The organism is Micropruina sp., assembly GCF_047607385.1.
Taxonomy (GTDB): Bacteria; Actinomycetota; Actinomycetes; order Propionibacteriales; family Propionibacteriaceae; genus Micropruina.
In genome coordinates, this window is record NZ_JASGDE010000133.1 from 1 (window position 1) to 26,691 (window position 26,691).

29 protein-coding genes are annotated in these 26,691 nt (G+C 70.0%); 21 read left to right on the forward strand and 8 right to left on the reverse strand.

Going from position 1 to position 26,691, the window contains the following annotated elements; genetic code table 11:
- Positions 1-247: 247 nt before the first annotated feature.
- From QM582_RS11885 to trmD, 10 genes are all read left to right on the forward strand, one after another.
- Complete coding sequence (locus QM582_RS11885; protein WP_415084655.1) at positions 248-505, forward strand: hypothetical protein; 258 nt, start codon at positions 248-250, stop codon at positions 503-505.
- A 102-nt stretch (positions 506-607) separates the two neighbouring features.
- Positions 608-1,738 (forward strand): signal recognition particle-docking protein FtsY, encoded by a 1,131-nt coding sequence (ftsY, locus tag QM582_RS11890; RefSeq protein ID WP_415084657.1) that lies wholly within the window; start codon positions 608-610, stop codon positions 1,736-1,738.
- Positions 1,739-1,876: 138 nt separating this feature from the next.
- A complete protein-coding gene (gene ffh / locus QM582_RS11895) occupies positions 1,877-3,466 on the forward strand; it encodes a signal recognition particle protein (RefSeq protein ID WP_415084659.1) in 1,590 nt (529 codons plus the stop codon).
- A gap of 183 nt (positions 3,467-3,649) precedes the next feature.
- A complete protein-coding gene (locus QM582_RS11900; protein ID WP_415084660.1) occupies positions 3,650-4,843 on the forward strand; it encodes an amidohydrolase family protein in 1,194 nt (397 codons plus the stop codon).
- A gap of 204 nt (positions 4,844-5,047) precedes the next feature.
- Positions 5,048-6,142 carry a DNA glycosylase AlkZ-like family protein gene (locus QM582_RS11905; RefSeq protein WP_415084661.1) on the forward strand — a complete coding sequence of 365 codons (1,095 nt, stop codon included), beginning with the start codon at positions 5,048-5,050 and terminating at the stop codon, positions 6,140-6,142.
- Between the two features lie 148 nt (positions 6,143-6,290).
- Entirely contained in the window at positions 6,291-6,800 is a 510-nt protein-coding gene (locus tag QM582_RS11910; RefSeq protein WP_415084662.1) for a flavin reductase family protein, read from the forward strand.
- Between the two features lie 195 nt (positions 6,801-6,995).
- Positions 6,996-7,406, forward strand: coding sequence for a 30S ribosomal protein S16 (rpsP, locus tag QM582_RS11915; RefSeq protein WP_415084663.1), 411 nt, complete (start codon positions 6,996-6,998; stop codon positions 7,404-7,406).
- Positions 7,407-7,408: 2 nt separating this feature from the next.
- Positions 7,409-7,660: an RNA-binding protein gene (locus QM582_RS11920; protein ID WP_415084665.1), complete on the forward strand. Its 252-nt coding sequence runs from the start codon at positions 7,409-7,411 to the stop codon at positions 7,658-7,660.
- Between the two features lie 74 nt (positions 7,661-7,734).
- The gene (gene rimM, locus QM582_RS11925) at positions 7,735-8,322 is read left to right on the forward strand and encodes a ribosome maturation factor RimM (protein WP_415084667.1); all 588 of its coding nucleotides are present in this window, start codon (positions 7,735-7,737) and stop codon (positions 8,320-8,322) included.
- On the forward strand, positions 8,322-9,056 hold the full coding sequence (gene trmD / locus QM582_RS11930; protein WP_415084668.1) for a tRNA (guanosine(37)-N1)-methyltransferase TrmD: 735 nt from the start codon (positions 8,322-8,324) through the stop codon (positions 9,054-9,056). The genes rimM and trmD overlap by 1 nt, the downstream gene beginning before the upstream one ends.
- A 24-nt stretch (positions 9,057-9,080) precedes the next feature.
- On the opposite strand, the gene QM582_RS11935 is transcribed toward trmD, so the two are convergent.
- From QM582_RS11935 to QM582_RS11970, 8 genes are all read right to left on the reverse strand, one after another.
- The gene (locus tag QM582_RS11935; RefSeq protein ID WP_415084670.1) at positions 9,081-9,365 is read right to left on the reverse strand and encodes an HPr family phosphocarrier protein; all 285 of its coding nucleotides are present in this window, start codon (positions 9,363-9,365) and stop codon (positions 9,081-9,083) included.
- Positions 9,366-9,371: 6 nt separating this feature from the next.
- Complete coding sequence (locus QM582_RS11940; RefSeq protein ID WP_415084672.1) at positions 9,372-9,731, reverse strand: PTS glucitol/sorbitol transporter subunit IIA; 360 nt, start codon at positions 9,729-9,731, stop codon at positions 9,372-9,374.
- Between the two features lie 88 nt (positions 9,732-9,819).
- Positions 9,820-10,869 (reverse strand): PTS glucitol/sorbitol transporter subunit IIB, encoded by a 1,050-nt coding sequence (locus tag QM582_RS11945; RefSeq protein ID WP_415084674.1) that lies wholly within the window; start codon positions 10,867-10,869, stop codon positions 9,820-9,822.
- A gap of 25 nt (positions 10,870-10,894) precedes the next feature.
- The gene (locus tag QM582_RS11950; RefSeq protein ID WP_415084676.1) at positions 10,895-11,446 is read right to left on the reverse strand and encodes a PTS glucitol/sorbitol transporter subunit IIC; all 552 of its coding nucleotides are present in this window, start codon (positions 11,444-11,446) and stop codon (positions 10,895-10,897) included.
- Positions 11,443-11,940: a transcriptional regulator GutM gene (locus tag QM582_RS11955; RefSeq protein ID WP_415084677.1), complete on the reverse strand. Its 498-nt coding sequence runs from the start codon at positions 11,938-11,940 to the stop codon at positions 11,443-11,445. Before QM582_RS11955 ends, QM582_RS11950 begins: the two co-directional genes overlap by 4 nt.
- Positions 11,941-11,944: 4 nt before the next feature.
- Positions 11,945-13,855, reverse strand: a complete 1,911-nt coding sequence (locus tag QM582_RS11960; RefSeq protein ID WP_415084679.1) for a BglG family transcription antiterminator — start codon at positions 13,853-13,855, stop codon at positions 11,945-11,947.
- Between the two features lie 91 nt (positions 13,856-13,946).
- A complete protein-coding gene (locus QM582_RS11965; protein ID WP_415084680.1) occupies positions 13,947-15,449 on the reverse strand; it encodes an FGGY-family carbohydrate kinase in 1,503 nt (500 codons plus the stop codon).
- Between the two features lie 140 nt (positions 15,450-15,589).
- The gene (locus tag QM582_RS11970; protein WP_415084681.1) at positions 15,590-16,393 is read right to left on the reverse strand and encodes a sorbitol-6-phosphate dehydrogenase subunit; all 804 of its coding nucleotides are present in this window, start codon (positions 16,391-16,393) and stop codon (positions 15,590-15,592) included.
- A 489-nt stretch (positions 16,394-16,882) separates the two neighbouring features.
- On the opposite strand from QM582_RS11970, the gene QM582_RS11975 reads away from it, so the two are divergent.
- The 11 genes from QM582_RS11975 (at position 16,883) to QM582_RS12025 (ending at position 26,596) form a co-directional block, all read left to right on the forward strand.
- A complete protein-coding gene (locus tag QM582_RS11975; RefSeq protein WP_415084683.1) occupies positions 16,883-17,518 on the forward strand; it encodes a succinate dehydrogenase cytochrome b subunit in 636 nt (211 codons plus the stop codon).
- Positions 17,518-19,536, forward strand: a complete 2,019-nt coding sequence (locus tag QM582_RS11980) for a fumarate reductase/succinate dehydrogenase flavoprotein subunit (RefSeq protein WP_415084685.1) — start codon at positions 17,518-17,520, stop codon at positions 19,534-19,536. Before QM582_RS11975 ends, QM582_RS11980 begins: the two co-directional genes overlap by 1 nt.
- Entirely contained in the window at positions 19,533-20,291 is a 759-nt protein-coding gene (locus QM582_RS11985) for a succinate dehydrogenase/fumarate reductase iron-sulfur subunit (RefSeq protein WP_415084686.1), read from the forward strand. The genes QM582_RS11980 and QM582_RS11985 overlap by 4 nt, the downstream gene beginning before the upstream one ends.
- A gap of 398 nt (positions 20,292-20,689) precedes the next feature.
- Positions 20,690-21,040, forward strand: a complete 351-nt coding sequence (rplS, locus tag QM582_RS11990; protein WP_415084688.1) for a 50S ribosomal protein L19 — start codon at positions 20,690-20,692, stop codon at positions 21,038-21,040.
- Positions 21,041-21,053: 13 nt separating this feature from the next.
- Entirely contained in the window at positions 21,054-21,839 is a 786-nt protein-coding gene (gene lepB / locus QM582_RS11995; RefSeq protein WP_415084699.1) for a signal peptidase I, read from the forward strand.
- Between the two features lie 7 nt (positions 21,840-21,846).
- Positions 21,847-22,506, forward strand: coding sequence for a ribonuclease HII (locus QM582_RS12000; RefSeq protein WP_415084689.1), 660 nt, complete (start codon positions 21,847-21,849; stop codon positions 22,504-22,506).
- 79 nt (positions 22,507-22,585) lie between these two features.
- Entirely contained in the window at positions 22,586-22,897 is a 312-nt protein-coding gene (locus tag QM582_RS12005) for a DUF2469 domain-containing protein (RefSeq protein WP_264700584.1), read from the forward strand.
- Positions 22,898-23,099: 202 nt separating this feature from the next.
- Positions 23,100-23,465, forward strand: a complete 366-nt coding sequence (locus tag QM582_RS12010) for a YraN family protein (protein WP_415084691.1) — start codon at positions 23,100-23,102, stop codon at positions 23,463-23,465.
- Positions 23,462-25,006: a YifB family Mg chelatase-like AAA ATPase gene (locus tag QM582_RS12015; RefSeq protein WP_415084693.1), complete on the forward strand. Its 1,545-nt coding sequence runs from the start codon at positions 23,462-23,464 to the stop codon at positions 25,004-25,006. Before QM582_RS12010 ends, QM582_RS12015 begins: the two co-directional genes overlap by 4 nt.
- Positions 24,993-26,117, forward strand: a complete 1,125-nt coding sequence (gene dprA, locus QM582_RS12020; RefSeq protein WP_415084695.1) for a DNA-processing protein DprA — start codon at positions 24,993-24,995, stop codon at positions 26,115-26,117. Before QM582_RS12015 ends, dprA begins: the two co-directional genes overlap by 14 nt.
- A 230-nt stretch (positions 26,118-26,347) precedes the next feature.
- Positions 26,348-26,596, forward strand: a complete 249-nt coding sequence (locus QM582_RS12025) for a DUF1272 domain-containing protein (RefSeq protein WP_415084697.1) — start codon at positions 26,348-26,350, stop codon at positions 26,594-26,596.
- Positions 26,597-26,691: the final 95 nt, after the last annotated feature.

Genomic DNA, 26,691 nt, shown 5'->3' on the forward strand with positions numbered 1-26,691 from the left:
CCGCGCGAGGCGTCCCCGCGCTCGCAGGAAGGGTCTGGTCAACGCACCCGCCCCTTCCCCGCGCTCGCCTAACTATTTGGGGCTCGCTGAACTCAGCGAGCCCCAAATAGTTAGGCGAGCGCCGGGAAGGGAGGGGTGCGTTGACCAGACCCTTCCTGCGAGCGCGGGGACGCCTCGCGCGGGCCGGGACCGGAGCGGCGGGGTTCATGCGGCATACTGGAGGAACCCGTCCGGAAGGTTCTCAAACGTGGCTGTCGCACTGCTGGTGATGGTGGTGATCCTGGCCGTTGCCATCGGCATCGTCGCCGTCGTCGCCATGGGCATGCAGGGTGCGGGTCGTGAGCGGATCCCCGAGCTGGCCAACGTGATGGCCGAGACCGCCCGTCACTTGAACGGTGACGCTGAGCCGCCGCAGGGCCTGGTCGAGTTCTTCGAGGAGATCCCGTCCCGACGCGGTTCGGCCAGTTCCGCGACGTCGGCGAAGTCGGCCACCTCCGCCAAGTAGCCCCGGGGGCACGGCCCATACCGGGCCGGCACCGGCCGCCTTCGCTGCTGAGGCAGCGAGACCTGCCACGAAGGAACCCCCGACCACCCGTAGCATGAGCCGGTGGATTGGATCACCTGGCTCATCGTCGGCGTGCTGGCCCTCGTGGTCGTCGTCACCGGCACCATCGTCCTGGTTCGCCGGCGGGCACTGCCCCCGGCGCAGCAGCGTCCGGAACTGCCCGCCGAACCCGAGAGCGGGGCCGAGACGGACGTCGTCCCGGAGCACGTCGATGCGCCCGTCGCGCCCGCCACCACCCTGGAGCGTCCCGAAGCCCCCGCCACCCGGATGGCCCGGCTGCGCCGCCGGCTGGCCGGCAGCAACAACCCGCTGGCCCGCGGGCTGCTGTCCATCCTGTCGTCGGATCGCCTGGACGCCGAAGTCTGGGACGACTTCGAGGCCACCTTGATCACCTCCGACCTCGGTGTCGGCCCGACCCAAGAACTCACCGAGGCGCTGCGCCGCGAACTCGCAGTGGACGGCGTCAGCGACCCCGGGCACGCCAAGGCCGTGCTGCGCCACGAACTGCTCAACCTGGTCGGCCCCGCCATGGACCGCAGCCTCAACCTGCAGGGTGCCGACGGCAAGCCGGCCGTGGTGCTGGTCGTCGGCGTCAACGGAACCGGCAAGACCACCACCATCGGCAAGCTGGCCCGGGTGCTGGTGGCCGAGGAGAAGACGGTCGTGCTGGGTGCCGCCGACACCTTCCGGGCGGCCGCCGCCGAGCAACTGCAGACCTGGGGCGACCGGGTCGGCGTCCCGACCGTCCGCGGGCCCGAGGGCGGCGACCCCGCCGCCGTCGCCTACCAGGCGGTGCAGCGCGGCATCGACGACGGTGCCGACGTGGTGATCGTCGACACCGCCGGACGCCTGCACACCAAGACCGGCCTGATGGACGAGCTGGGCAAGATCAAGCGGGTGATCGAGAAGCTGGCCCCGGTCACCGAGGTGCTGCTGCTGCTCGACGCCACCACCGGCCAGAACGGACTGATCCAGGCCCGGGTGTTCGCCGAGGTGGTGCAGATCACCGGCATCGTGCTGAGCAAGCTGGACGGCTCCGCCAAGGGCGGCATCGTGGTCCAGGTGCAGCGCGAACTCGGCGTCCCGGTGAAGCTGATCGGCCTGGGCGAGGGCGTGGACGACCTGGTGCCGTTCGAGGCGGAGGCGTTCGTGGACGCCCTGCTTACCGACTGAGCCGTCCCGACTCGAGCCGTTCCCGACTGAGCCCGTCCCAACTGAGCCGCTCCCGACGGGGCCGGGCCCGCGCCGCGGACGGCGTCCGGTGGGGTACCGGTAAGATGACCGGGACATCCGACTGCGTGAGGAAGCCCGTTGTTCGACACCCTGCAAGACCGCCTCTCCGAGGTCTTCAAGAACCTGCGCGGCAAGAGCCGGCTGTCCGAGGCCGACATCGACGCCACCGCGCGCGAGATCCGGCTGGCGCTGCTCGAGGCCGACGTCAACCTGGGCGTGGTCAAGGAGTTCATCGCCAACCTGAAGGCGCGTGCCGTCGGTGCCGACATCCACAAGGCACTCAACCCCAGCCAGCAGATCATCAAGATCGTCAACGAGGAGCTGATCGCGATCCTCGGCGGCGAGGCCCGTCCGCTGCGGTTCGCCAAGCGTCCGCCGACGGTGATCATGCTCGCCGGCCTGCAGGGCTCCGGTAAGACCACCCTGGCCGGCAAGCTCGGCCTCTGGCTCAAGGGCCAGGGCCACTCGCCGCTGCTGGTCGCCGCCGACCTGCAGCGTCCGAACGCGGTGAACCAGCTCCAGGTGGTCGGTGAGCGCGCCGGCGTCCACGTCTACGCCCCGCAGCCGGGCAACGGCGTCGGCGACCCGGTGCAGGTGGCGCGCACCTCGATCCTGCACGCGATGAGCAAGCTCTACGACGTGGTGATCGTCGACACCGCCGGCCGGCTCGGCATCGACGCCGAACTGATGCAGCAGGCCGCCGACATCCGGGCCGCGGTGAACCCCACCGAGGTGCTGTTCGTGGTCGACGCGATGATCGGCCAGGACGCGGTGAACACCGCCAGCGCGTTCGCCGAAGGTGTCGGCTTCGACGGGGTGGTGCTCACCAAGCTGGACGGCGACGCGCGTGGCGGTGCCGCGCTGTCCATCGCCAAGGTGATCGGCAAGCCGATCATGTTCGCCTCCAACGGCGAGGGCCTGAAGGACTTCGACGCCTTCCACCCCGACCGGATGGCGTCCCGCATCCTCGGCATGGGCGACGTGCTCACCCTGATCGAACAGGCCGAGAAGACCTTCGACGCCGAGCAGACCCAGAAGGCGGCCGAGAAGCTCCTCGGCGGACGCGGCGAGTTCGGTCTGGACGACTTCCTGCAGCAGATGCAGGCGGTGCGCCGGATGGGTCCGCTGTCCAAGATCCTCGGGATGATGCCCGGGATGGGTCAGATGAAGGACCAGATCAACAACATCGACGAGCGTGAGATCGACCGCCTGGAGGCGATCATCAAGTCGATGACGCCGGCCGAGCGGGCCAACCCGAAGATCCTGGACGGCTCCCGCCGGACCCGGATCGCGAAGGGCTCCGGCACCACGGTCACCGACGTGAACAGCCTGGTCAACCGCTTCTTCGACGCCCGCAAGATGATGCAGCAGCTGGGTGGCCAGATGGGCGGCATCCCCGGCCTGCCAGGCGGACGCCGCCAGCCGCAGCGCCAGGCGGCCAAGCCGAAGCGCGGCAAGGGAGTCTCCGGCAACCCGGCGAAGCGTGCCGCCGGCCCCGCCGCGCTCCCGGCCGCGCAGCAGCAGCCCGAGTGGAACCCGGCGGACGCCTTCGGCCTGGGTGGTGCCGGCAAGCCGTCCGACGCCGAGCTGGCCAAGGCGCTGGGCGACTTCCAGCTGCCGCCGGACCTGCAGAAGATGTTCAACCAGAAGAACCAGGGTCCGCGCTGACCCAGCACCACCCGTTTCCTGCCCCACCCGTCGGTCGAGTTCGTCGAGACCCGATCGGCAGTGGCGCCCTCGCGAACCACTGCCGCCCTGCACAGCGTCAGTCGCTCCCGATGGCGCCAGTCGGCTGATGGCCGGTTTCCCGCAGATCGACCGGCGATGCGGCAGTGGTGACAGGATCGGACCATGACCCACAGCCATGACCTGCCGCCCGGTCTGGGGCCGCTGACCTCGCTGACGCACACCCACGACGGGCACACCCACACCCACGTCCGCAGTGAGGTTCCGGTCGGCCCGCCGCAGCGGCTGCACCTGCGCGGTGTCGTGCTGCCGGAGGGGGACGAGCGCGATCTGTGGCTGCATGACGGCGTGATCAGCTTCGAGCCGATCGCGGACGCCATCACCATCGTGACCGAGGGCTGGATCATGCCGGGCCTGGTGGACGCCCACTGTCACGTCGGGCTGGAATCGCACGGCGCGGTCAGTGAGGAGCGCGCCGAGGAGCACGCGATCACTGATCGCGAGGCGGGTGCGTTGCTGCTGCGCGACGCCGGGTCCCCGCTGGACACCCGGTTCCTGCAGGACCGGGAGGACCTGCCGAAGATCGTCCGGGCCGGACGGCACATCGCCCGGCCGAAGCGCTACTCGCGCAACTTCGCCGAAGAGGTCGAACCCGACCAGCTGGTCGACGAGGTGGTCACCCAGGCCGAACGCGGGGACGGCTGGGTCAAGATCGTCGGCGACTGGATCGACCGGGACGCCGGCGACCTGACCCCGCTGTGGCCCACGGAGGTCGCGAAGGAGGCGATCGAAGCGGCCCACGAGCATGGCGCCCGGGTCACCGCGCACTGCTTCGACGAACGCTCGGTCGCCGAACTGGTGGACGCCGGGATCGACGGCATCGAGCACGGCACCGGCCTCGACGACGACACCATCGCCGCCATGGCGGAGCGCCAGGTCTCGCTGGTGCCCACCATGGTGAATCTGGAGAACTTCCCGAAGTTCGCGGCGGCGGGGGAGGCCAAATTCCCGCGCTACGCCGCGCATATCCGGGCGCTGCACGCCCGGCGGTTCGAGACCATCGGCAAGGCGGTGGACGCCGGCGTCCCGGTCTATGCCGGCACCGACGCCGGCGGCGTCCACGGCCACGGGCTGATCGCGTCCGAGATCGAATTGCTGGCCCAGGTCGGCGGCAACGACTTCGCGCTCGGTGCGGCGTCCTGGAATGCGCGTCGCTGGCTGGGGCATCCCGGCATCGAGGAGGGTGCGCCGGCCGACATCGTGGTGTTCGCCGAGGATCCGCGGGTGAACATCTCGGTGGTGCGCGAGCCGACGCTGATCATCCTCAACGGCCGCGTGGTGGGCGGATCCGCCGCCTGACGCAATTCTCTGCCCCACGAAATACCGATTTCCGCACTCGATGATAGCTAAATCGTTTGAGTCTGGCCTGATCCGGAATCGAGGGCGGAAATCGGTATTTCTTCGGTCGGTGAGTTCTGTCCTTCCGTCACCTCCGCGTTCTCCCGTCGGGTGGCGCTGTCGCGTCATGCCACCGGGGAGTTCCTCCGGGACTACTGTCCGGTCATGGAACCGCACCGGTTGAGCAGGCGGGACGCCCGGCGGCTGGCCGTCCGCGCGCAACTGCTGGACGCCGAACGTCCGGCCCTGGTCGCCGAGGTGGTCGACGAGCTGACGGTGCTGAACATCGACCCGACCAGCGCCATCGCCCCTAGCGAGGACCATATTCTCTGGACGCGGCTGGGTGGCGGCTACGAGCACGCCCACCTCCAGGACGCCGTGGAAACCGACAAGACCGTCTTCGAGTACGACGGCATGTACCGGGCCATCGCCGACCTTCCGCTGTACCGAGCGCTGATGCGGCGTCCGCTGCGCTATGCCACGACCGCCGACTGGGTGGCGGCCAACGATCGCTTCCGGCGCGACATCCTCGCTCTGCTGCGCGACCGGGGTCCGCTGCTCACCGGTGAGATCCCCGACACCGCGCAGCAGCCCTGGGGGTCCACCGGCTGGACCAACAACCGCAACGTCACCCAGATGCTCGAACTGCTGGTGAGGCTCGGCGAGGTGGCGATCGCCGGACGCCGGGGCCGCGAGCGCCGCTGGGATCTCGCCGAACGCTGGTACCCCGATCTGCCCGAAGTCCCCGACGCCGAGGTGGACGCCCGCCGCGACCAGCGCCGACTGCAATCCCTCGGCATCGCCCGGGCCAAGCAGACCGAGGTGCCGCTGGAGCGGATGGACGTCGGCGCGGCGGGGGAGCCGGCGATCGTGGAGGGCGTCCCCGGTGAGTGGCGGGTCGATCCGGTGGGCCTGGACGACCTCGCCCGCCCCTTCCACGGACGGACCGCGCTGCTGTCGCCGTTCGACCGGCTGGTCTTCGACCGGGCCCGGGCCGAGGCGCTGTTCGGGTTCGCGTACGTGCTGGAGATGTACAAGCCGGCGGCGAAGCGGCGCTGGGGGTACTTCGCGCTCCCGATCCTGCACGGCGATGCCCTGATCGGGAAGCTGGACGCCAAGGCCGACCGCAGGGCCGGGGTGCTTCGAGTCTTCGCCGTCCACCGCGACACCGCCTGGTCGGCGACCCAGCAGGCGGACGTCGCCGCCGAGATCGCCGCACTGGCCGACTGGCTCGGGCTTGAACTGGAACCCGCCGAGTAGGAGATTCCGCCGGTAGGCACTATCGGTTGGCCGCCCCTGCCTGCGGAACTCTAACCACGCCGCCACAACGTGAGATACGCCGTCTCGCCGCTGCCCGGGAGTGGCCGGACCGACCGCGCCGAGCCGGGCGGTCGGGGAGAATTCGGGCGTGCCCAAACGTGTCTACACCGCCCGCCACCTCGCCTACGGCGCGGTCCGTGAGGCGCTCACCGATCTGGTTCCGCGTCCGCTGGCCTGGGTGAGCACCCGCGGTGGCGAGGCGCAGCCGCGGCTGGCCGCGCAGAGCTTCGTCACCCTGGTCTCGGCCGACCCGCCGATGGTCGGGGTGACCCTGTTCGGTGAGCCGCAGACGCTGGCCAACATCGAGCACAGCCACGAGTTCGTGGTGTCGTTCGCCACCGCCGACAGCGTGCAGCGCGCCGAGGCCCTGCTCGGTGAACTGCACCCCGACCGGTGCGAGGTGGCCGGCGGGCTGCCGCTGGAGGGTGCCGACACCGTCGCGGTGCAGCGCCCGGTGGATTCGCCGCTGCACATGGAGTGCCGGCTGCACGCCGTGCTCAACTTCGGCAACGGGCACCTGGTGGTCGGACGGCTGACCGCCTTCGTGGTCGACGACGCCGCCCACGACCGGGCGGACCTGGCTCTGGTCGGCGGCTGACCCGCGACCGCCGGATTCGCTGGCGGGGCCGTCGATCTGGCACAATATGGGGCGCGTCGTCCGCGTCGGTGCCCTCTCACCTCCGGCTCGGGCGGTCCACCCGAGACCAGCACCCATTCCCCACAATGGGGGTCGGCCTCACCCGTCCAGCCTGGCAGACGTTGCTCAGGCTTTCCCACAGGAGAAACCACACACGTGGCTGTCAAGATTCGTTTGAAGCGGCTCGGCAAGATCCGCTCGCCGCACTACCGCATCGTCGTCATGGACTCGCGCACCAAGCGCGACGGCCGGGCGATCGAAGAGATCGGCCTGTACCAGCCGAAGAACGACCCGTCGGTCATCAAGGTCAACTCCGAGCGCGCGCAGTACTGGCTCGGCGTCGGGGCCCAGCCGACCGAGGCCGTCGTGACCATCCTGAAGCGCAGCGGTGACTGGCAGAAGTTCACCGGCGACACCTCCGAGTCGGGCATCGCGCCGCAGCCGGAGAAGGTCGACAAGGTCGCCCGGTTCAACGCCGCACTGGCCGAGGCCGACGACGCGCCGAGCACGGCCGCGATCAGCAAGGGCAAGAAGGCCGAGGCCGCCGAGCCCGCCGACGAGGCCTGATCGTGCTCGCCGACGCCCTGGAACACCTGGTGCGCGGCCTGGTCGCCAATCCGGACGAGGTCCGGGTCTCCGAGTCGAACCGGCGTCGTCCGCGCACCCTCGAGGTGCGCGTCCACCCCGAGGACATCGGCAAGGTGATCGGACGCCAGGGCCGGACGGCGGGCGCGCTGCGCACCGTCGTCGGCGCCTTGGCCGGACGCGAGACGGTACGGGTCGACTTCGTCGACGTGGACCGGCGCCAGCGTCGCCGCTGACCGCGAACAACCAACCGGACGCCCCTGAGCCTGCTCGGGGGCGTCCGCGTATTCCGGTGCTGAAAGGAGAACCGATGAGTTCCGACGTCGATGTGGTGGTGGGCACGGTCGGACGCCCGCACGGTCTGCGTGGCGAGGTGACCGTCCGGGTGCACAGCGACTTCCCCGAGGACCGGTTCGCCGTCGGCGCCGTGCTGCGGGCCGACGACGCCAAGGGCAGCCCGCTGGAGGTCACCGCCAGCCGTTGGCAGGGCGACGTGCTGCTGATCGGCTTCCGGGGCTACACCGACCGCTCCCGCGCCGAGCTGCTGCGCGGCACCCGGCTGTGGGCCCGCGTCCAGGCCGGTGAGGACGCCGAGGGCGGCTTCCACGACGTGGCGCTGATCGGCCTGCAGGTGCGGGTCGGCGGCGCCACCATCGGGCAGATCACCTCGGTGGTGCACAACCCGGCGCAGGACCTGCTGGTGGTCCGCACCGAGACCGACGAGAGCCTGGTGCCGTTCGTCAACGAGTTGGTGCCGGTGGTCGACCTGGACGGCGGATTCGTCGAAGTGGTCGACCTGCCCGGCCTGTTCGAGGACGTACCGGTCGAGGACGTGCCGACTGAGGATGGGCCGACTGAGGACGTACGGGCCGAGGACGTCCCGCTGGAGGAGAACTGATGCGGCTCGACATCGTCACCATCTTTCCCGAGTACTTCGCACCGCTGCAGTTGTCGCTGGTCGGCAAGGCGATCCAATCCGGCCTGGTGGACGTCGCGGTGCACGACCTGCGCCGCTGGACCCACGACCGGCACCGCACCGTCGACGACACCCCCTACGGCGGCGGCGCCGGCATGGTGATGAAGCCCGAGCCGTGGGGTGAGGCGCTGGACGAGCTGCTCGCCGTCCCGGGTACCGAGGCCGACCAGCCGGTGCTGATCGTGCCGACGCCGTCGGGAACGCCGTTCACCCAGGAGATCGCCCAGCAGTGGGCGGTCGAACGGCGGCTGATCTTCGCCTGCGGACGCTACGAGGGCATCGACGCCCGGGTGGTGGAACACGCGGCGACCCGGATGCGGATCGCCGAGGTCAGCCTCGGCGACTACGTGCTGAACGGCGGCGAGGTGGCCGCGCTGGCGATCATCGAGTCGGTGGTGCGGCTGCTGCCCGGGGTGCTCGGCAACCCGGCCTCGCTGATCGAGGAATCGCACGCGCCCGGCCACGACAACCTGCTGGAATACCCGGCCTACACCAAGCCGGAGACCTGGCGCGGGCTGAGCGTCCCCGGCGTGCTGCTGTCCGGGCATCACGGCCAGGTCGCCGCCTGGCGCCGGGAGCAGGCCTTGCGGCGGACCCGGGAGCGGCGTCCGGATCTGTTGACCGGAACCGCGCAGGACGCCGGCGAGCCGGCCTGACCCGGGCGCCGGCCCGCCCGCGGATCACTCCGGCGGGGTACCGGCGGAGGCGTCCGTGCCGCGCTCGATGATGGCGCAGATGGCGTCCAGGGCGTCGGCCTCGTCCAGTCCGTCGGCCAGCACGGTGACCACGGCGTCGGCCGGGGCGGCCAACGCCAGCACCTGGACGGGGTCGGTGAGTGAGGCACGACGTCCGCCGTGCCTCACCCAGACCGACGCGGTGAAGCCCGCGGCGGCGGCCGCGAGGGCATGGGCGACCAGGGCGTGCAGCCCCTGGCGATCACCCACCGCCACCGCGCGGATCAGCATTCCGGCTCAGCCCTCGATGACGATGGTCGAGCCGACGGTGAGCGCCGGCGCGCTGCCGGCGACATGCAGGTTGCCCTCCAGCGCGGCCTCGGCGGCGCCGTCGAAGTTGATCGTGATGTGGCCCAGGCCGTCCAGGTTCTTGCGGACCAGGCTGCCGACCGCGGTCACCGGGAAGCTGGCGCCGTCCAGGATCAGGGTCTGGCCGGGCACGATCTCGGCCGTGGTGGGGTTCATCGCAATGGTGTAGCAGAAGTCGGCGAGTGCGGCCGGCGCATTGTCGCCGAACAGCACGTACATCCCCTGATCGGCGAAGGTTGCGGCCTCGCTGCCGATCCCTTGGACGGTGGTGCCGAAGATCTGGGACATGGTTTTCCTTTCCTGACGGGTGGGGTGGGGGTGCACCGCCCGGCGAGCGTGGTGGTCACCGGGCGGCGCGGATGGGATGGTATGACGGTCAGCTGGTGGAGTACAGGCCGATCGAGGCCAGCCAGGCCACGGCGACCCGGGGGACGCCGTTGATGAACCGGGAGTACAACACCGAGGGGACGCCGACCTCGACGGTCTCCGCCTCGGCCTCGGCCAGGCCGAGCGCCACCGGGATGAAGTCGCAGCCGTTCTGGGTGTTGATCGCGAACAGCGCCGGCAGCGCCAGGCTGGGATGGATGTTGCCCTTGCCGATCTCCACGCCGATCAGGGTGCCGATGATCTGGCCGATCACCGCGCCCGGGCCGAGCAGCGGGGACAGGAACGGCAGCGAGCAGATCAGGCCCAGCACGATCATGCCGAAGCCGGTGCCGACCAGCGGGATCAGGAAGCTGGCCAGCCAGTTGCCGAACCCGGAGGCGTTGATGATGCCGATCAGCATGGCCACGAACGCCATGAACGGCAGGATCGTGGTCAGCAGGGTCTGGATCGCGTCGCGTCCAGCCTGGTAGAAGACGGCGACGACCTTGCCGGCGCCCAGGCCGATCTTCTCCAGCCAGCTCTTGTTGCGCTTGGCGGCCAGGGTCTCGGAGATCTTCTTGTCCGAGGAGTAGGTCACCTTCTCCGACGCCGACTCGGCGGGTGCCGCGGACGCCGGCGCGGCCTCGGTGGTGCTGCTGGCCGCTGCCGCCGCGACGGTGGCCGCCTCGTCGGCGAGCCGGACGTTGTCCGGGCCGACCGCGGAGACGTAGATGCCCTCGTGGATGAACTGGGCCAGCGGCCCGGCCTTGCCGGTCGGCATGATGTTGATCGTCGGGATCCCCTTCTTGGGGTACAGGCCGCAGCGCAGCGTGCCGCCGCAGTCGATCACGGCGACCGCGGTCTCCTCGTCCGGCACGGCGGTGCTGAAGCCGTTGACCGGCTCGGCGCCGGTCAGTTCGGCGATCCGGTCGACCACGTCCGGACGGACGCCGCCGCCGACGATGTAGACGATCTTGTTCTTGGTCTCGGTCGGGGTGATGGTCAGCGGGCCGCCGTAGCCGCCGTTGCCGCGCTCGACGATGATGCTGTTGTAGGTCATGTCATTTCTCCTGTTCGCGCGGCGCTCAGTGGTGGTGCGCGAGTTCGGTCTTGAGCGTGACGCCCTGCTGCTTCTCCACCCAGCGGGTGATGAAGTCGGTGCTCCAGCCGCCGATGAAGTTCATCACCAGGCCGACCAGCAGATAGCGGATGGCGAGGTCGGCGGTGGGCAGTCCCAGCTGAGTGATGCCGTTGGCGATGCCCAGCCAGATGAACAGCTCGCCCGGGTTGATGTGCGGGAAGATGCCGTTGCTGGTGTGGCAGAACTGCATGCCCGCGGCCGCGTAGGACGGCTTGTAGCGCTCCGGCAGGAACCGGCCCAGGGTCAGCACCATCGGGTTGGCCAGCATGAACGCCCCGACGAACGGCAGGATCATGTAGCGCGAGATCGGGTTGCCGGCGGCCTTGACCGCGAACCGGTTGATCCGGTCCTCGCCGATCAGCGCGATCAGCGAGTTCATGGCGATCAGCAACATCAGGATCAACGGGACGATGCCCGTCATCCAACGGATGAAGGTCTCTGCGCCGGCCCGGAACAGGTTGATGAACCATTCGGCAGCGGCGACGAAGAAATTCATGAGGTAACTCCTTCTGTGTGAACCGCGCGGGGTGCGCGGTCGGCCCGGGGTGCGGAAGCCTGTGACCTGCGGAATCGAGCGAGGAAGCGGGTCAGGGGTCCGGGCGGATCTTGGGGGGTTTCGCCACGCTGAACGGCCAGCCAGTTGTCGCGGGCGTTCAGGATGGCCAGCCGCAGGGGGCGGGGGAGCCGGGCGATCGGCCCGTCCGCGACCTGGCTGATGTGCATGCCGTCGAAACCCTGCAACGGCTTGAACCGGGCCAGCACGGTCAGCCCGGAGATCGCCGTGGCCTCGGTGACGGTGCCCTCGGCGTCGATCAGGAACATCGCGATCGAGCCGGCGCTGAAGGCTGTCTTGCGCTTGCCGATCGCGATCTTGCCGCGCCGGCGCAGGGCGCCGTAGCTGGTGGCGAAGTCGCGCATCTGGAAGACCGAGAGGCCCACCTGCAGCAGGTAGGTGGCGGCCAGTACGACGATCAGGAACCAGAAGTTCATCTGGTCATCCCTTCTGTGGGTTGTCGGGTTTGCTGGTCAGGTGCAGGAAGACCTGTTCGTAGCTGTTCAGTCGGCAGAGCTGGTCCAGGTGGGGATGGTCCGCGGCCAGCCGGATGATCTCGTCGTAGACGTCGACCAGGACGGTGTCGTCGTAGTCGGCCTTCTCCGGTACGCCCATCAGCACGATCATCCGCAGTCCCGGCTCGCCGGCGTCCCGGGGGATCGCGCCGAGGGCGAAGACGATCCGCTCGGCGTGGCCGGGCAGGGTGGCGTGCGGGAAGGCGATGTAGGGGTCGAGCGCCATGCTGGCCCGCGACTCCCGCTCGTGCAGGGCGGTGCGGAACTCCTCGTCGACCAGGTCCAGCTCGACCAGCCGGTCGATCATCGCGTCCAGGTTCTGCCGGTAGCTCGCCGCCGGGTCGAGGACGACGAACCGGTCCCGGCCCAGCAGGGTGGCCAGCAGCGAGCGTGAACTGGCGCCCAGCGGAATCGCCGCCTGTTGGTCGAACCGGAGCCGGTTGATGTGGCCCAGCAGCTCGTCGGGATCGAACACCTCGGCCAGTTGGATCAGCGCGGACGAGGTGTGCAGCGGCTGGGCGGTGGTGGAGACCACCAGGTCGAAGGTGTTCAGCGTCTCGGGGAACGCCTCGTCCAGCGACAGCAGGGTGTACTGGGTGGTCTCGGCCAGGATCTTGGCCAACTGGAGTTGCAGCAGCCGGGCCGACACCCGTCCCACCGGGGTCACCACGGCCACCCGGTAGGCGGGGGTGCTGGAGGTCTTGCGCTCCTCCAGGAAGACCTGGAAGTAGCTGGCGATGAAACCGAGCTCGTCGTCGGTGATGGTCAGTTCCAGGTCGCGCTCGATGATCGTCGAGGCGATGCTCGCCATCCGGAACGCCACCGGGTAGGCGGTTCGCAGGTCGGCGGCGGCCACCTCGGCCGACGGCACCCGGAACCGGAGCCGGTTCACCATGAAGGTGAGGTGGTGCACGAACTCCTTGAGCAGCGCGGTGGGCGGGATCCGGATGCCCATCTCCACCGAGATCTGGTCCAGGATCCGCTGCACCAGCCCGGGGATCTCGTCGGCCACCGGGAAGCGGGCCAGCCGGCTCTCGTCGCGGGGGGTGTGCATGCCGGCCAGCGGCAGGGCCAGGAAGACCGCCTCGGCCGGGTGCAGGTCGATCTGGATGGACGCCTGGACGGCGTCGGTGACCCGGCGTCCGAAGTCGTACGCGGGCAGCTCGGTGACCCGGTGGTAGGCCTCGGGCAGGTGCTCCAGGCCGTGGCCGGTCAGCGCCCGGTCCAGCATCACGGTGTACCAGCGGCGGATCTCCTCGGCGATCCGAACGCCGAGCTGGAACTCCGCCACCGCGTCGTCCAGCGGCCGGGCCAGTTCGTCGTCCAGCGGGTAGCCGGCGTAGACGGTCTCGTAGTGCTCGCCGAGCACCAGCAGCCGGACGGCGAACTCGTCTGCGTCCAGTTCCAGCCCAGCGTGCGGACGCCCCAGCACCCGGATTCCGTAGGGCGCGGCCTGTTCCCGCAGCCGGGCCAGGTCGACGATGGCGGTGGACCGTCCGATCGACATCTCCCGGGCCAGGTCCTCGGTGAGCACCGGCACGTCCGCCCGGATCAGCCGGGACAGTGCGTAGCCGACCCGGGTCATCGGGTCGTTGAACGAGTGGGCCGGGTCGACCAGTTCGCCGCGGAGCTGCGCATAGCGCTCCCGGTCGATCACCCAGAGCCGGTATCGGCCCTTGTCGAGCCGCACCGAGGCGGCGCCGGCGAGCACCGTGTTGAGGTCCTGGACGTCGTTGGCGATGGTCCGGGCGCCCACGTCGAGGCGGCGCATCAGGATCTCCGGCGGTGCCGACAGCCGGCGCTCCAGGTGCAGCAGGATCTCGGCGCGGCGGTTCACGGCCGGTCCTCACCGGTGCGGACCCGGCCGGGGCGGGGGGTGCTGCCGGGCCCGGCGGAACGCGGCGCCCGGCCGTGCTGCGCGGATCTCGTCATCCCGGCCCCCTGCGTTGCAGGTCGGCCATCCGGTGCTGCAGCCCGGCGGTGGCCCGGTGCAGTTCGCGGAAGGTCCGGTAGTAGGGCTGGTAGGCCTCCTGGGCGGCCGGGTTCGGCTCGACGACGCCGGTCCGGGTGGCCCAGTCGGCGTCCTCGGCGATCAGCCCGGCGCCGACGCCGGCCAGCATCGCGTCGCCGTAGCAGGCGCCCACCGACTGCTCGGTGATCTCCTGGGTCAGCCCGGTCACGTCCGAGACGATCTGCGGCCACAGCCCGCCGGTGATGCCGCCGCCCACCGCGAAGGCCCGCTGGGCGCTGGTTCCGGTCTCCCGCATCGCCTCCAGAATGTGCGCGACGCCGTACGCGGTGGCTTCCAGCAGGGCCCGGTAGAGGTGGCCGCGGCCGTGGTCCAGGGTGAGTCCGAGCAGCACGCCGCGGGCGTCCGGGTCGAGCAGCGGGGAGCGTTCCCCGGCGAAGTAGGGCAGTGCCACCAGGCCGTTGGAGCCGGGTGGCACGGCCCGGGCGGCGGTGGTCAGCGAGCCGAAGTCGGCGTCGGTGCCGATCAGGTCGCGCAGCCATTTGGTCAGCGATCCGCTGGTCGCGGTGCCGGCGGCCTGGTTGTAGGTGCCCGGGAACAGGTGTGCGTTCACCCACAGCGGGCGGCAGGGCCGGAAGGTGTCGGTGACCTGCACCACGGTCATCGTGGAGCCGTAGATCAGCACCGCCTCACCGGGATGCCGTACCCCGACGCTCATCGCGTCGGCGAACGCGTCGATGGTGCCGGCCACCACCGGGACGCCCACCGGCAGGCCGGTCTGCAGCGCCGCGGTCGGGGTGACCCCGCCGATGGCCTGCGCCGGCCAGACCAGCTCCGGCATCCGCAGCTCGGGGGCCAGGTCGGTGCACCACTCCTCGACCCAGCGACCGTTGGCGACGTCGTAGAGGGGTTCGGAATAGGACGCCGAGACGTGGTCCAGCACGTAGGCGCCGGTCAGCCGGTAGCCCAGGTAGCTGCTGGCCATGAACCAGTACCGGGTGCGCTCCCACACCTGCGGCTCGTTGCGCTGCAGCCACAGCATCCGGCCGCCGATCGACTGGGCGTTCATCGGGTTGCCGCCGACGGCGGTGATCCGGTCCTCGCCGTAGCGTTCCATGATCTCCGCGGTCTCGGCCGTCGACCGGGTGTCGATGCCGTACAGGATGGCCGGCCGCAGCGGCTGCCCGGCGGAGTCCGCCGGCACGATGCAGGGGCCGATCCCGCTCACCCCGACGGCGGCGATGGTGCCGCCCTCGGCGTGCGGCACCAGGTCGGCGCAGATGGCCAGGAAGTCCGCCCACCAGACGCCCTCGGCGTCCATCTCGGCCCAGCCGGGACGCGGCAGCGACAGGTGATGGATCTGTTCCGACAGCGCCACCACGGTGCCGTCCAGCGTGGTCAAGGCGCCCTTGCTGCTCCCCGTGCCGATGTCGCAGCCGAGCAGGTACTGCTGCTTGGTCATCGTCGACTCCTTCGGTGTGTGGGGTCCGGATGGACCCGGATCCCCGGCCGCCCTCGTCGGCGGCAGCGGCGGGGATCCGGATCATCCTCGTCGGGGCACGGCGCAGCCGTCCAGCCGTGGCTGGACACGCGGAATCGGCGTCAGCCGCGCGATTTTCCTCCGGTGATGGTGAGGGTGGTTCCGGTGATGTAGCTGGCCCGGTCGGAGGCCGCGTAGCAGACCAGGTCGGCGATCTCGTCGAGCTTGCCGGCGCGTCCGATCGGGATCACCTTGGCGTAGTCGGGGGAGAGGTTGTCCACGGTGGTGCCGCGGGTGTAGGCGAGCGCCTCGTTGTAGGCCGGGCTGCGCAGCCCGGTCGGCTCCAGGATGCCCGGCGCGATGCCCACCACCCGCACCCCGTACGGGCCCAGTTCCTTCGCCCAGGACAGGGTGAATCCGTTCACCGCCGCCTTGGACGCCGAATACGCCGACTGCCCCTTCGAGCCTTCGGTGCCGGCCTCGGAGGTGACGTTGATGATGGTGCCGGAGCCGGCCGCGACCAGGTGCCGGGCCACCGCCTGGGCCATCAGGAAGACGCCCTTCACGTTGACGTTGAACATGAAGTCGAAGGACTCGGTGTTCAGCTCGTAGTCCTTGCGCTCGCCCTGGACGTCGACCAGCAGCCGGGGCAGGTTCACCCCGGCGTTGTTGACCAGCGTGGTGGGCGCCCCCAGGTCGGCGCAGACCCGGGCCACCACGCTCTCCACCGAGGCCGGATCGGTGACGTCCACGCTGTAGTTGTGGGCGCCGGTCTCCGGATCGACGCCGTCGGCCACCGAGAGGTCCAGGCAGGCTACCTGGGCGCCGACCCGCCGCAGGCCGGCCACGATGTGCTTTCCGATGCCCGAGGCGCCACCGGTGACGATGACCACCTTGCTGTCCAGAGCGAGCCAGCTGTCCGACACGTTTCTTGCCTCCGTCTGCTTGTCCGAGCGGCCGCGGCGATGCGGCCCGTGCGACACGACCTGATTGGGGTTATTGATGGCCGAGTGGGTGGCCCTGAGCATAAGAGCCCCGCTTCGGCGGCGGCAACGAATCAATGATTCACGTAATTTCCTGTCGCCCGGAAAGTCGTCGGTCGGTATCCGCGGGGCTCCGGACGCGGTGCCGGCGTCGCTGTGCCGGGGCCCGCACCGGCCGGCGCAGGCTCCCCGGGCCGGGGCGTCGGTGCGGCGTCCGGATGGGCCTCGGTGCGGTGGTCGTCCGGGCCTGATCGGGGCGGCGTCCGGACCGGCGGGCGGGCCAGTGCGCGAGATCGGCCGTCTCACCCGGCGCGACTTTGCCGATGCGTCCGACGGCGTCCCCGTCAGGGGAATAGTGTGGCTTCCGTGGCGACGACGACTCTTTCCCCGCGCGCTCGGGCCGTCCGCTCATCGGTGGCGATGAAGGTCCTGATGGCGGTAACCGGCCTGATCATGATCGGGTTCCTGCTCATGCATATGTACGGCAACCTGAAGGTCTTCTTCGGTGCCGAGTCCTTCGATCACTACGCCGAGTGGCTCAAGGGGGACATCCTCTACCCGCTGGTGCCGAAGGGCTGGTTCATCTGGATCTTCCGGTTCTTCCTGCTGGCCTCGATCGTGCTGCACGTCTGGTCGGCGGCCACCCTCACCATCCGGGCACGGCGGGCGCGGGGCACCAAGTACGTGACCTCCAAGTCGATCCAGCAGACCTACTCGGCGCGCACCATGCGCTGGGGCGGCGTCATCCTGGCCGGCTTCCTGGTCTTCCACATCCTCCAGTTCACCTCCAAGACCATCAAGACCGGGTTCACCGGCGAGTCCGGGCCGTATGAGATGTTCGTGCTCTCGTTCCAGCAGTGGTGGCTGGTGCTGGCCTACGCGCTGTGGATGGTGACGGTGTGCATGCACATCCGGCACGGGTTCTGGAGCGCCTTCGCGACGCTGGGGGCGAACACATCGGCGACCGCCCGCAAGTGGTTCAACATCATCGCCTACGCGGTCGCGATACTGCTGTACGTCGGATTCATGATTGCACCGCTCTCGGTGCTGTTCGGGGTGGTGAAGTGATGGCAACCCAGACCATCGAGCGTGAGGACGTCGCGACCGGCGGCACGCCGCTGTGGCAGGTCGGCTCCGAGTTGCGCGACGGCAAGGCGCCGGCGGGCCCGATCGAGGGCAAGTGGGCCAAGCGGCAGTTCGAGGCCAAGCTGGTCAACCCGGCCAACCGGCGCAAGCTGACGGTGATCATCGTCGGCACCGGCCTGGCCGGCGGTGCCGCGGCGGCGTCGCTGGGCGAGGCCGGATACAACGTGCTCAACTTCTGCTACCAGGACAGCCCCCGCCGGGCCCACTCCATCGCGGCCCAGGGCGGCATCAACGCGGCCAAGAACTACCGCAACGACAACGACTCGACCTTCCGGCTGTTCTACGACACGGTCAAGGGCGGCGACTACCGGGCCCGGGAGACCAACGTCTACCGGCTGGCCGAGGTGAGCGCGGCGATCATCGACCAGTGCGTCGCCCAGGGCGTCCCGTTCGCCCGTGAGTACGGCGGCCTGCTGGACAACCGCTCCTTCGGCGGCGTCCAGGTGCAGCGCACCTTCTACGCCCGCGGCCAGACAGGTCAGCAGCTGCTGATCGGCGCCTACCAGGCGCTGGAGCGCCAGGTGGCCGCCGGCACGGTGAAGATGTACGCCCGGCACGAGATGCTCGAGTTGATCGTGGTGGACGGACGGGCCCGCGGCATCATCGCCCGCGACATGGTCACCGGCGAGATCGAGACCCACCTGGCCGACGCCGTGGTGCTGGCCACCGGCGGCTACGGCAACGTCTTCTTCCTGTCCACCAACGCGATGGGCTGCAACGTCACCGCCGGCTGGCGGGCGCACCGCAAGGGCGCCTACTTCGGCAACCCGTGCTACACCCAGATCCACCCGACCTGCATCCCGGTGCACGGCGACACCCAGTCCAAGCTGACCCTGATGAGCGAGTCGCTGCGCAACGACGGACGGATCTGGGTGCCGAAGCGGGCCGAGGACTGCGAGAAGGACCCGCGGCAGATCCCCGAGGATGACCGCGACTACTACCTGGAGCGGATCTACCCGGCGTTCGGCAACCTGGTGCCCCGCGACATCGCCTCCCGGCAGGCCAAGAACATGTGCGACGAGGGCCGCGGCGTCGGCCCGGCGGTGGCCGAGAAGCAGCAGGACGGCTCGGTGAAGATGGTGCGCCGCGGCGTCTACCTCGACTTCGCCGACGTGATCAAGCGGATCGGACGCGACGGGGTGGCGGCCAAGTACGGCAACCTGTTCGACATGTACGCCCAGATCACCGCGGAGGACCCCTACGAGGTGCCGATGCGGATCTACCCGGCGGTGCACTACACGATGGGCGGGGTCTGGGTCGACTACGACCTGATGACCACGATCACCGGGCTGTACGCCACCGGCGAGTGCAATTTCTCCGACCACGGCGCCAACCGGCTCGGGGCGTCCGCCCTGATGCAGGGCCTGGCCGACGGCTACTTCGTGCTGCCCAACACCATCAACGACTACCTGGCCGACGGCCCGTTCCCGAAGCTCACCCCGGAGCATCCCGAGGTGGTCGCCGCGGTGCGCAGCGTCCAGGAGCGGATCGACACGCTGCTGTCGATCCAGGGCAGCCGCACGGTCGACTCCTTCCACAAGGAGCTGGGCCAGATCATGTGGGAGTACTGCGGCATGGAGCGCACCGAGGCCGGCCTGAAGAAGGCGATCGGGCTGATCCGCGAGCTGCGCGCCGAGTTCTGGCGCGACGTCAAGGTGACCGGGCAGAACGAGGAGTTCAACCAGACCCTGGAGCGGGCCGGACGGGTCGCCGACTTCCTCGAACTCGGCGAGCTGATGTGCATCGACGCGCTGCACCGGCGAGAGTCCTGCGGCGGCCACTTCCGGGCCGAGTCGCAGACCCCGGACGGCGAGGCGCTGCGGCACGACGACGAGTTCCTCTACGTAGGAGCCTGGGAGTACACCGGCGACGTGCCCGTGCTGCACAAGGAACCGCTGGAATACGAGTTCATCGAGCTGAAGCAACGGAGTTACAAGTGAACATCACTTTGCGGGTCTGGCGGCAGGCGAACGCCGACGCCAAGGGGGCCATGCAGACCTACCAGCTGACCGACGTCAGCCCGGACATGTCGTTCCTGGAGATGCTCGACCTGCTCAACGAGCAGCTCACCGTCGAGGGCATCGAGCCGGTCGCCTTCGACCACGACTGCCGCGAGGGCATCTGCGGCATGTGCGGCGTGGTGATCAACGGCTCCGCGCACGGACGGGCGTCCTCGCCGGTGCCGACCACCACCTGCCAGCTGCACATGCGCTCGTTCGCCGACGGGGCCACCATCGACGTCGAGCCGTGGCGGGCCGGCGGCTTCCCGGTGATCAAGGACCTGGTGGTCGACCGCAGCGCCTTCGACCGGATCATCCAGGCCGGCGGCTACATCTCGGTGAACACCGGTGCCGCCCAGGACGCCAACGCCCTCCCGGTGCCCAAGGTGGACGCCGACCGCGCCTTCGATGCCGCCACCTGCATCGGCTGCGGCGCCTGTGTGGCGGCCTGCCCGAACGGTTCGGCGATGCTGTTCACCTCGGCCAAGATCACCCACCTGGCGATGCTCCCGCAGGGCCAGCCGGAACGCTGGTCCCGGGTCAAGGGCATGGTGGCGCAGCACGACGCCGAGGGCTTTGGCGGCTGCACCAACATCGGCGAGTGCGCGGCGGTCTGCCCCAAGGGGATTCCGCTGGACACCATCAGTCAGCTGAACCGCGACCTGATGCACGCCCTGTTCAAGAAGGACAAGTAGCGGCTCCGAGAGGGACACGTACGGCGAGAAGGGTAAGTACGCCGAGAACGGTAAGTAGGGCACACCGGTCCGGTGCGGCCGGTGGCCCGTCCGCACCGTCGGCCCATCCCGCGCTCGCCTAACTATTTGGGGCTCGCTGAACTCAGCGAGCCCCAAATAGTTAGGCGAGCGCTGATCAGTCCCGCCGGGCAGGTCCTCGCTCGAACGGCATGGATCGGCACTTCCCAGGGCGAGCGCTCGCGTGGACGACCGCAGGGAAGCGGCGATTTCGGGGCCGGGCAGGGCATATGGCAGACTTGATCCTCGGTGCCGGACGCCCCTGCCACAGGGGGAAGGTGTCTGCACCGGCGAATCAGACGAACCACGAGGTGTCCTGTGGCACCGGCGAGGAATCAGACATGAACAAGCTCGTTGCCGAGATCACCGCGGCCTCCCTGCGCTCCGACATTCCCGACTTCCGCCCGGGCGACTCCGTGCGGGTGCACGTGAAGGTCGTCGAGGGCAACCGCTCCCGTATCCAGGTCTTCGCCGGAGCGGTGATCTCGCGGACCGGCAGCGGCATCGGCGAGGCGTTCACCGTCCGCAAGGTGAGCTTCGGCACCGGCGTGGAGCGGACCTTCCCGCTGCACTCCCCGATCATCGACAAGATCGAGGTTGAGCGCCGCGGCGACGTCCGGCGTGCCAAGCTGTACTACCTGCGCGGCCTGCGCGGCAAGGCGGCCAAGATCAAGGAAAAGCGGGACCGCTGAGCCGTCCGCCGGGCTGCGGACACGAGCACGAGGCAGGAGGCGCGCGGTGAGTGACTCACCCCCCACCGCCAAGCCCTCGGCCGGCCGGGTGGCCGGCATGTGGGCCAAGGAGATCGCCATCGTGGTGATCGGCGCGCTGGTGGCCTCCACGCTGCTGCGGCTGTTCATCGCGCAGATGTTCGTCATCCCCTCGGGGTCGATGGAGAACACGCTGCTGATCCGCGACCGGGTGATGGTGCAGAAGGTCGCCGGCTGGTCCCGGGGCGACGTCGTGGTGTTCCGCGACACCCAGGGTTGGCTGGCCGAACCGGAGGAAGAGACCGATCCGGTCCGCAAGGCGCTGATCTTCATCGGCCTGGCCCCCGACGAGAGCTCGAATCACCTGATCAAGCGGGTGATCGGGCTGCCCGGCGACCATGTCAAGTGCTGCGACGTGCAGGGCCGGATCACGGTCAACGGCCAACCGCTGGACGAGGGCAGCTACCTGTATTCCGAGGGTGGCGAGACGGTGGCGCCGTCCGCGATGCCGTTCGACGTGATCGTGCCGAAGGGCCGGATCTGGGTGATGGGCGACCATCGGAACAACTCCCAGGATTCTCGCTGCCACCTCACCGAGGGCACCGAAGGCATCGCCGCGTTCGTACCGGAGGCCGATGTGGTGGGTTCGGCGGTGGCGATCGTCTACCCGTTCGATCGATGGCGGGGCTTATCGCGTCCGGACACTTTCGCGCATGTCCCCGGGCCCACGGCCCCGGCACCCGACCGCCCGGTGATCACCGGACAGATACCTCCCTGCTGAGTTCGTCATGGCGTTCGTGCTGCGCCGGGACGCGGGTCTGTACGGCTACGAGCGGGCACTCCGCCGGGCCGGCTTCTCGCTGATCGCCGGCGCCGACGAGGCCGGACGCGGCGCCTGCGCCGGTCCGCTGGTGGCGGCGTCGGTGATTCTCGGCAGCACCCCCGCTGCCCAGGTGACCGGGCTGAGGGACTCCAAGCTGCTCTCGCCGGCCCAGCGGGAGCGGTGCTACGACAAGATCATGGTCAAGGCGGTGGCCTGGTCGGTGGTGCTGATCGAGCCGGACGAATGCGACCGGCTCGGCATGCACGTGGCCAACATCCAGGCCCTGCGCCGGGCGGTGTGCCGGTTGGATGCCACCGCCGACTTCGTGCTGACCGACGGCTTCGGTGTCGACGGGCTCGGCGTGCCGTCCCTCGCGGTCTGGAAGGGGGACGCCGTGGCCGGCTGCGTGGCGGCGGCGTCCGTCGTCGCCAAGGTCACCCGGGACCGCATCATGACCGCCGCCCACGAGCGCTGGCCCGACTACCGGTTCGACATCCACAAGGGGTATTGCACGCCGCTGCACCAGCAGCACCTGGATCGGCACGGACCCTGCGAGATCCACCGGTTCCGGTTCGAGAACGTCCGCCGGGCAGCCGCGGCGGTGGGTCGGCGGCAGCCGGCGTGACAACGACCGGCGACGACGTATCCTCGCTCCGGCTCCGCAACTCCGCGGGGAGTGGGACCTCGGATAGAGTGGGCACGCTATGAGCGCCGAAGATCTTGAACAGTACGAGAGCGAACTCGAACTCCAGTTGTACCGGGAGTACAAGGACGTGGTCGGGATCTTCACCTACGCGGTGGAGACCGAACGGCGCTTCTACCTGTGCAACGCGGTCGACCTGAAGGTGCGCACCGAGGGCGGCGACGTCTACTACGAGGTGTCCATGGGCGACGCCTGGGTGTGGGACATGTACCGCCCGGCCCGGTTCGTGAAGTCGGCCAAGGTGCTCACCTTCCGCGACGTCTCCATCGAAGAGATCGCGCACAGCGAGCTGAAGGTGCCCGAGAACCTCTGAGCGCGGCTCGCCGGGTCTTCCGCCGGTCGAGCGTGTCGAGATCCGGGGACGGTTCTCGGGGACGGTTCCTTCCGGTTCAGGGGAGGGTTCCTTTCCGGTTCACCGCGACCGGACCGATGTCCGCCCCCTGCCTTCCACAGGGGTTGTCCACAGGCTTCGTCGATTCTGAACACTTCCGCGTCCAGGTGCCCACAGTGAGGGCGTGGAGCGAAATGCGGTGGGGCGGGCGGGCGAGGTAGCGGCGGTTCAGCATCTGGTGCGGCAGGGCTGGACGATCGTCGAACGGAACTGGCGATGTTCGCTGGGCGAGGTCGACATCATCGCGCACACCGCCGACCCGCTGCCGGTGCTGGTGTTCTGCGAGGTGAAGTGCCGCACCGGCACGGGCTTCGGTGACCCGCTGGAGGCGATCACTGCCGCCAAGGTCGCTCGGCTGCGGCGGTTGGCGCTGACCTGGCTGGGCGAGCAACCCGACTGGGTGCCGGAGTACCGACTGGACGCCATCGGCGTCCTGCTGCCGCGCGACGGACGACCGCGGATCACCCATCTGGAAGGAGTCGGGCAGTGACGCCGGCGCGGGCCTTCTCGGTGGCCCTGGTGGGAGTCGAGGGCACCATCGTCGAGGTGGAGGCCGCGATCGGCGGAGGTTTGCCGCGAATGGTGATCGTGGGCCTGGCGGACGCCGCGCTGGCCGAGGCCCGCGAGCGGTGCCGGGCGGCGGTGCACGCCACCGGACTGGGGTGGCCGGCTCAACTGGTCACCGTCAACCTGTCGCCCGCCACCTTGCCGAAAGCCGGATCGCATTTCGATCTGGCCATCGTCGCGGCGGTGTCCGCGGCCGCGGACAGATTCGACCGCACCGTGCTGGAGCGGCTGGTGCTGTTCGGCGAACTGGGCCTGGACGGACGAGTCCGGCCGGTCCGCGGCCTGCTGCCGGCCCTGCTGGCGGCGGCGTCCGCCGGCTTCGCCGCGGCCGTGGTGCCCGCCGCTCAGCTACGTGAGGCCCAACTGGTCGACGGCCTCACCCTGTGGGGAGTGAACGACCTGCTCGACCTGGTCTCGGTACTGGTCGGAGACCCGCCGAAGCCGCCGCCGGAGCAGTCCATGGAGACGCAACGAGAGGTTCCGCCGACGAAGGACCTGAGCGACGTGGCCGGTCAGCTGGAGGCCAAATGGGCTCTCGAGGTGGCGGCCGCTGGGCGACACCACCTGTTCTTCCACGGGCCTCCCGGGGTCGGCAAGACCCTGCTCGCCGAACGATTGCCGGGCATCCTGCCCGACCTGGACACCGCCGAGGCACTGGAGGTGTCGGCGATCCACTCCCTGGCCGGGTTGCCACTGGACGGCGGACTGATTCGGCGTCCGCCCTATGCCGATCCGCACCACACCGCGTCGTTGGCCAGCGTCGTCGGCGGTGGCGCCCGCGTCGCCCAGCCGGGCAGCATCAGCCGGGCCCATCGCGGCGTGCTGCTCTTGGACGAAGCCCCCGAATTTTCGCCCCGAGTGCTGGAGGCGCTGCGGGTGCCGCTCGAGTCCGGACGGGTGGTGCTCGGCCGGGCCGCCGCACAGACCACCTATCCGGCCAGCTTCCAGCTGGTGTTGGCTTCCAATCCATGCCCGTGCGGCAACGCCGGCACCGCCGGTGCGGAATGCCGCTGCGCGCCGATGGCGGTGCGCCGCTACACCGAGCGGATCTCGGGACCGATTCTCGACCGGGTCGACATCCGTCATCAGCTGCGTCCGATGTCGCGGTCGTACCTGAAGGCGGCGCTCGGCGGGGGAGAGTCGTCGGCCGCGGTCGCCGCGCGGGTCGCGGAGGCGCGGGAACGGCAACGACACCGGCTCGCCGAGCACGGCTGGCGCACCAACGGTGAAGTTCCCGGGCCGGCACTACGACGCCGGCTTCCGCTGCCGGACGGCACCGAGCTGCTCGACGAGGCGGTCGCCCGGGGCCGGCTGTCGGCGCGCGGCGTCGACAAGGTCATCCGGCTGTCCTGGACCATCGCCGACTTGGCCGGTGTCGGACGCCCGGGCCGGGACCATCTGCACACAGCCTTGGCGATGCGCCACGGCCTGGACCTGACGGAGGTGCGCGGTGGACGACCGTGAAGCCCGCATGGCGCTGTGCTGCGCCGTGGAGCCCGGCAACCTGGAGGTGACGGCGGCCGTCGACGAGCAGGGTGCGGAGGCGGTGCTGGCGTCCCTGCGGGAGCCGGGATCGCGGTCCCGCTGGGCGGCCAGGGCACAGGCCGTCGACCTGGCGGCCGTGCACCGGGCGACTCGGCGCAACCGGCTCCGATTCGTGGTGCCCGGCGATCCCGACTGGCCCGCCGCCCTGGACGACCTGTCCACCGGCGAGCCGGTGCAGAAGATGGGCGGCATGCCGTTCGGGTTGTGGCTGAAGGGCGAGGGCAGCCTGGCCGCGGTCGCGGAGCGATCGGTCGCCATCGTCGGGTCGCGGGCAGCCACCGCCTACGGTCAGTCCGTCGCCACCGATCTTGCCGCCGGCCTGGGTATGCAGGGCGTCAGCGTGGTCAGCGGCGGGGCCTACGGCATCGACGCCGCCGCCCATGCCGGGGCGCTGGCCGCGACGGCGCCCACGGTGGCGGTGATGGCCGGGGGACTCGACAGCACCTATCCGCCGGGCAACGCCAGCCTGTTGCACCGGGTGGCGGGACATGGACTGCTGGTCAGTGAACTGCCGCCGGGCGAGCACCCCACCCGGGCCCGCTTCCTGTCCCGGAACCGGCTGATCGCCGCGCTCTGTCCGGCGACGATCATCGTCGAGGCGGCCTGGCGCAGCGGCGCCCGCAACACGGTCAGTTGGGCGAACGCCTGCCGGCGGATCGTGCTGGCGGTTCCCGGCCCGGTGCACAGCGCCACCTCGGCGACACCGCACCGGCTGATCCGCGATGCCGAAGCGGTGCTCTGCACCGGGGTGGCGGACGTCCTGGAACTGGTCGGGCCACTCGGCCGGCAACCGCCGTCCAGGCCCGACCAGCGCAGCTGGGTCGACCGGCTCAGCGCCGACGAACTGGCCGTCTACGAGGTGCTTCCCGGGCGCGGCCAGGTCGATGCCGGCGAGGTGTCGCTACGGGCCGGGGTCTCGCTGGCCAGCTGCCTCGCGATCCTCGACCGGCTCGCCGAGCAGGGCCTGGTCGAGCCGGGCCCGGACGGGTGGCGGCTGGCCGGCGAACGTGTCACTCGCACGGGTGACTGATGTGGCAGCAAACCTTCACTACAGTTACCCATGTCGGGGGGACACTGAGACGCAGTTGACCGAATCGTTCCAATCTGGGGGGAATGGAGCGATTCGGCCGACGGCGTTCCTACTACCATCATCTCGCCTGTGCGGCTTATCGCCGCTGTGCGCGGTGGGAAGCGTGGCTTCGGGTGGGCGGTTTCCGCCTGGCACCGAAGTAGACGTACCCAGCGCGAAAGGACAGGCACATGCTGGAGTATCGCCGCGACTGCGAGCGGTGTGGCCGGGAACTTGCCGACGACGACCTCGAGGTCTACATCTGCTCCTTCGAGTGCACCTGGTGCGCGAGTTGCGCAGCCACCTTCCCGCACTGGAGTTGCCCGAACTGCGGCGGCAATCTGGTACTGCGGCCGATCCGGCCCCGCCATCTGCGCCCGCACGCACCGGCCGCCCAGCCACATTCCAACAGCCTGCTGCTCGTCGGTCACGGCGCCTGAGATCCTGCTCGACGCCGACGCCGACGCCGACGCCGACGCCGACGCCGACGCCGACGCCGACGCCGACGCCGACGCCGACGCCGACGCCGACGCCG

Excerpts from the sequence above, each read along its gene's own strand:
- QM582_RS12005 (WP_264700584.1), top strand. The coding sequence starts at position 22,586 with ATGAGCGCCGAAGATCTTGAACAGTACGAGAGCGAACTCGAACTCCAG.
- QM582_RS11955 (WP_415084677.1), bottom strand. The coding sequence starts at position 11,940 with ATGAACTTCTGGTTCCTGATCGTCGTACTGGCCGCCACCTACCTGCTG.
- QM582_RS11900 (WP_415084660.1), top strand. The coding sequence starts at position 3,650 with ATGACCCACAGCCATGACCTGCCGCCCGGTCTGGGGCCGCTGACCTCG.
- QM582_RS11940 (WP_415084672.1), bottom strand. The coding sequence starts at position 9,731 with ATGTCCCAGATCTTCGGCACCACCGTCCAAGGGATCGGCAGCGAGGCC.
- rplS (WP_415084688.1), top strand. The coding sequence starts at position 20,690 with ATGAACAAGCTCGTTGCCGAGATCACCGCGGCCTCCCTGCGCTCCGAC.
- QM582_RS11945 (WP_415084674.1), bottom strand. The coding sequence starts at position 10,869 with ATGACCTACAACAGCATCATCGTCGAGCGCGGCAACGGCGGCTACGGC.
- QM582_RS11975 (WP_415084683.1), top strand. The coding sequence starts at position 16,883 with ATGGCGGTAACCGGCCTGATCATGATCGGGTTCCTGCTCATGCATATG.
- QM582_RS11980 (WP_415084685.1), top strand. The coding sequence starts at position 17,518 with ATGGCAACCCAGACCATCGAGCGTGAGGACGTCGCGACCGGCGGCACG.
- trmD (WP_415084668.1), top strand. The coding sequence starts at position 8,322 with ATGCGGCTCGACATCGTCACCATCTTTCCCGAGTACTTCGCACCGCTG.
- QM582_RS11965 (WP_415084680.1), bottom strand. The coding sequence starts at position 15,449 with ATGACCAAGCAGCAGTACCTGCTCGGCTGCGACATCGGCACGGGGAGC.
- QM582_RS11950 (WP_415084676.1), bottom strand. The coding sequence starts at position 11,446 with ATGAATTTCTTCGTCGCCGCTGCCGAATGGTTCATCAACCTGTTCCGG.
- QM582_RS11935 (WP_415084670.1), bottom strand. The coding sequence starts at position 9,365 with ATGCTGATCCGCGCGGTGGCGGTGGGTGATCGCCAGGGGCTGCACGCC.
- QM582_RS12000 (WP_415084689.1), top strand. The coding sequence starts at position 21,847 with ATGGCGTTCGTGCTGCGCCGGGACGCGGGTCTGTACGGCTACGAGCGG.
- QM582_RS11905 (WP_415084661.1), top strand. The coding sequence starts at position 5,048 with ATGGAACCGCACCGGTTGAGCAGGCGGGACGCCCGGCGGCTGGCCGTC.
- rimM (WP_415084667.1), top strand. The coding sequence starts at position 7,735 with ATGAGTTCCGACGTCGATGTGGTGGTGGGCACGGTCGGACGCCCGCAC.
- QM582_RS12025 (WP_415084697.1), top strand. The coding sequence starts at position 26,348 with ATGCTGGAGTATCGCCGCGACTGCGAGCGGTGTGGCCGGGAACTTGCC.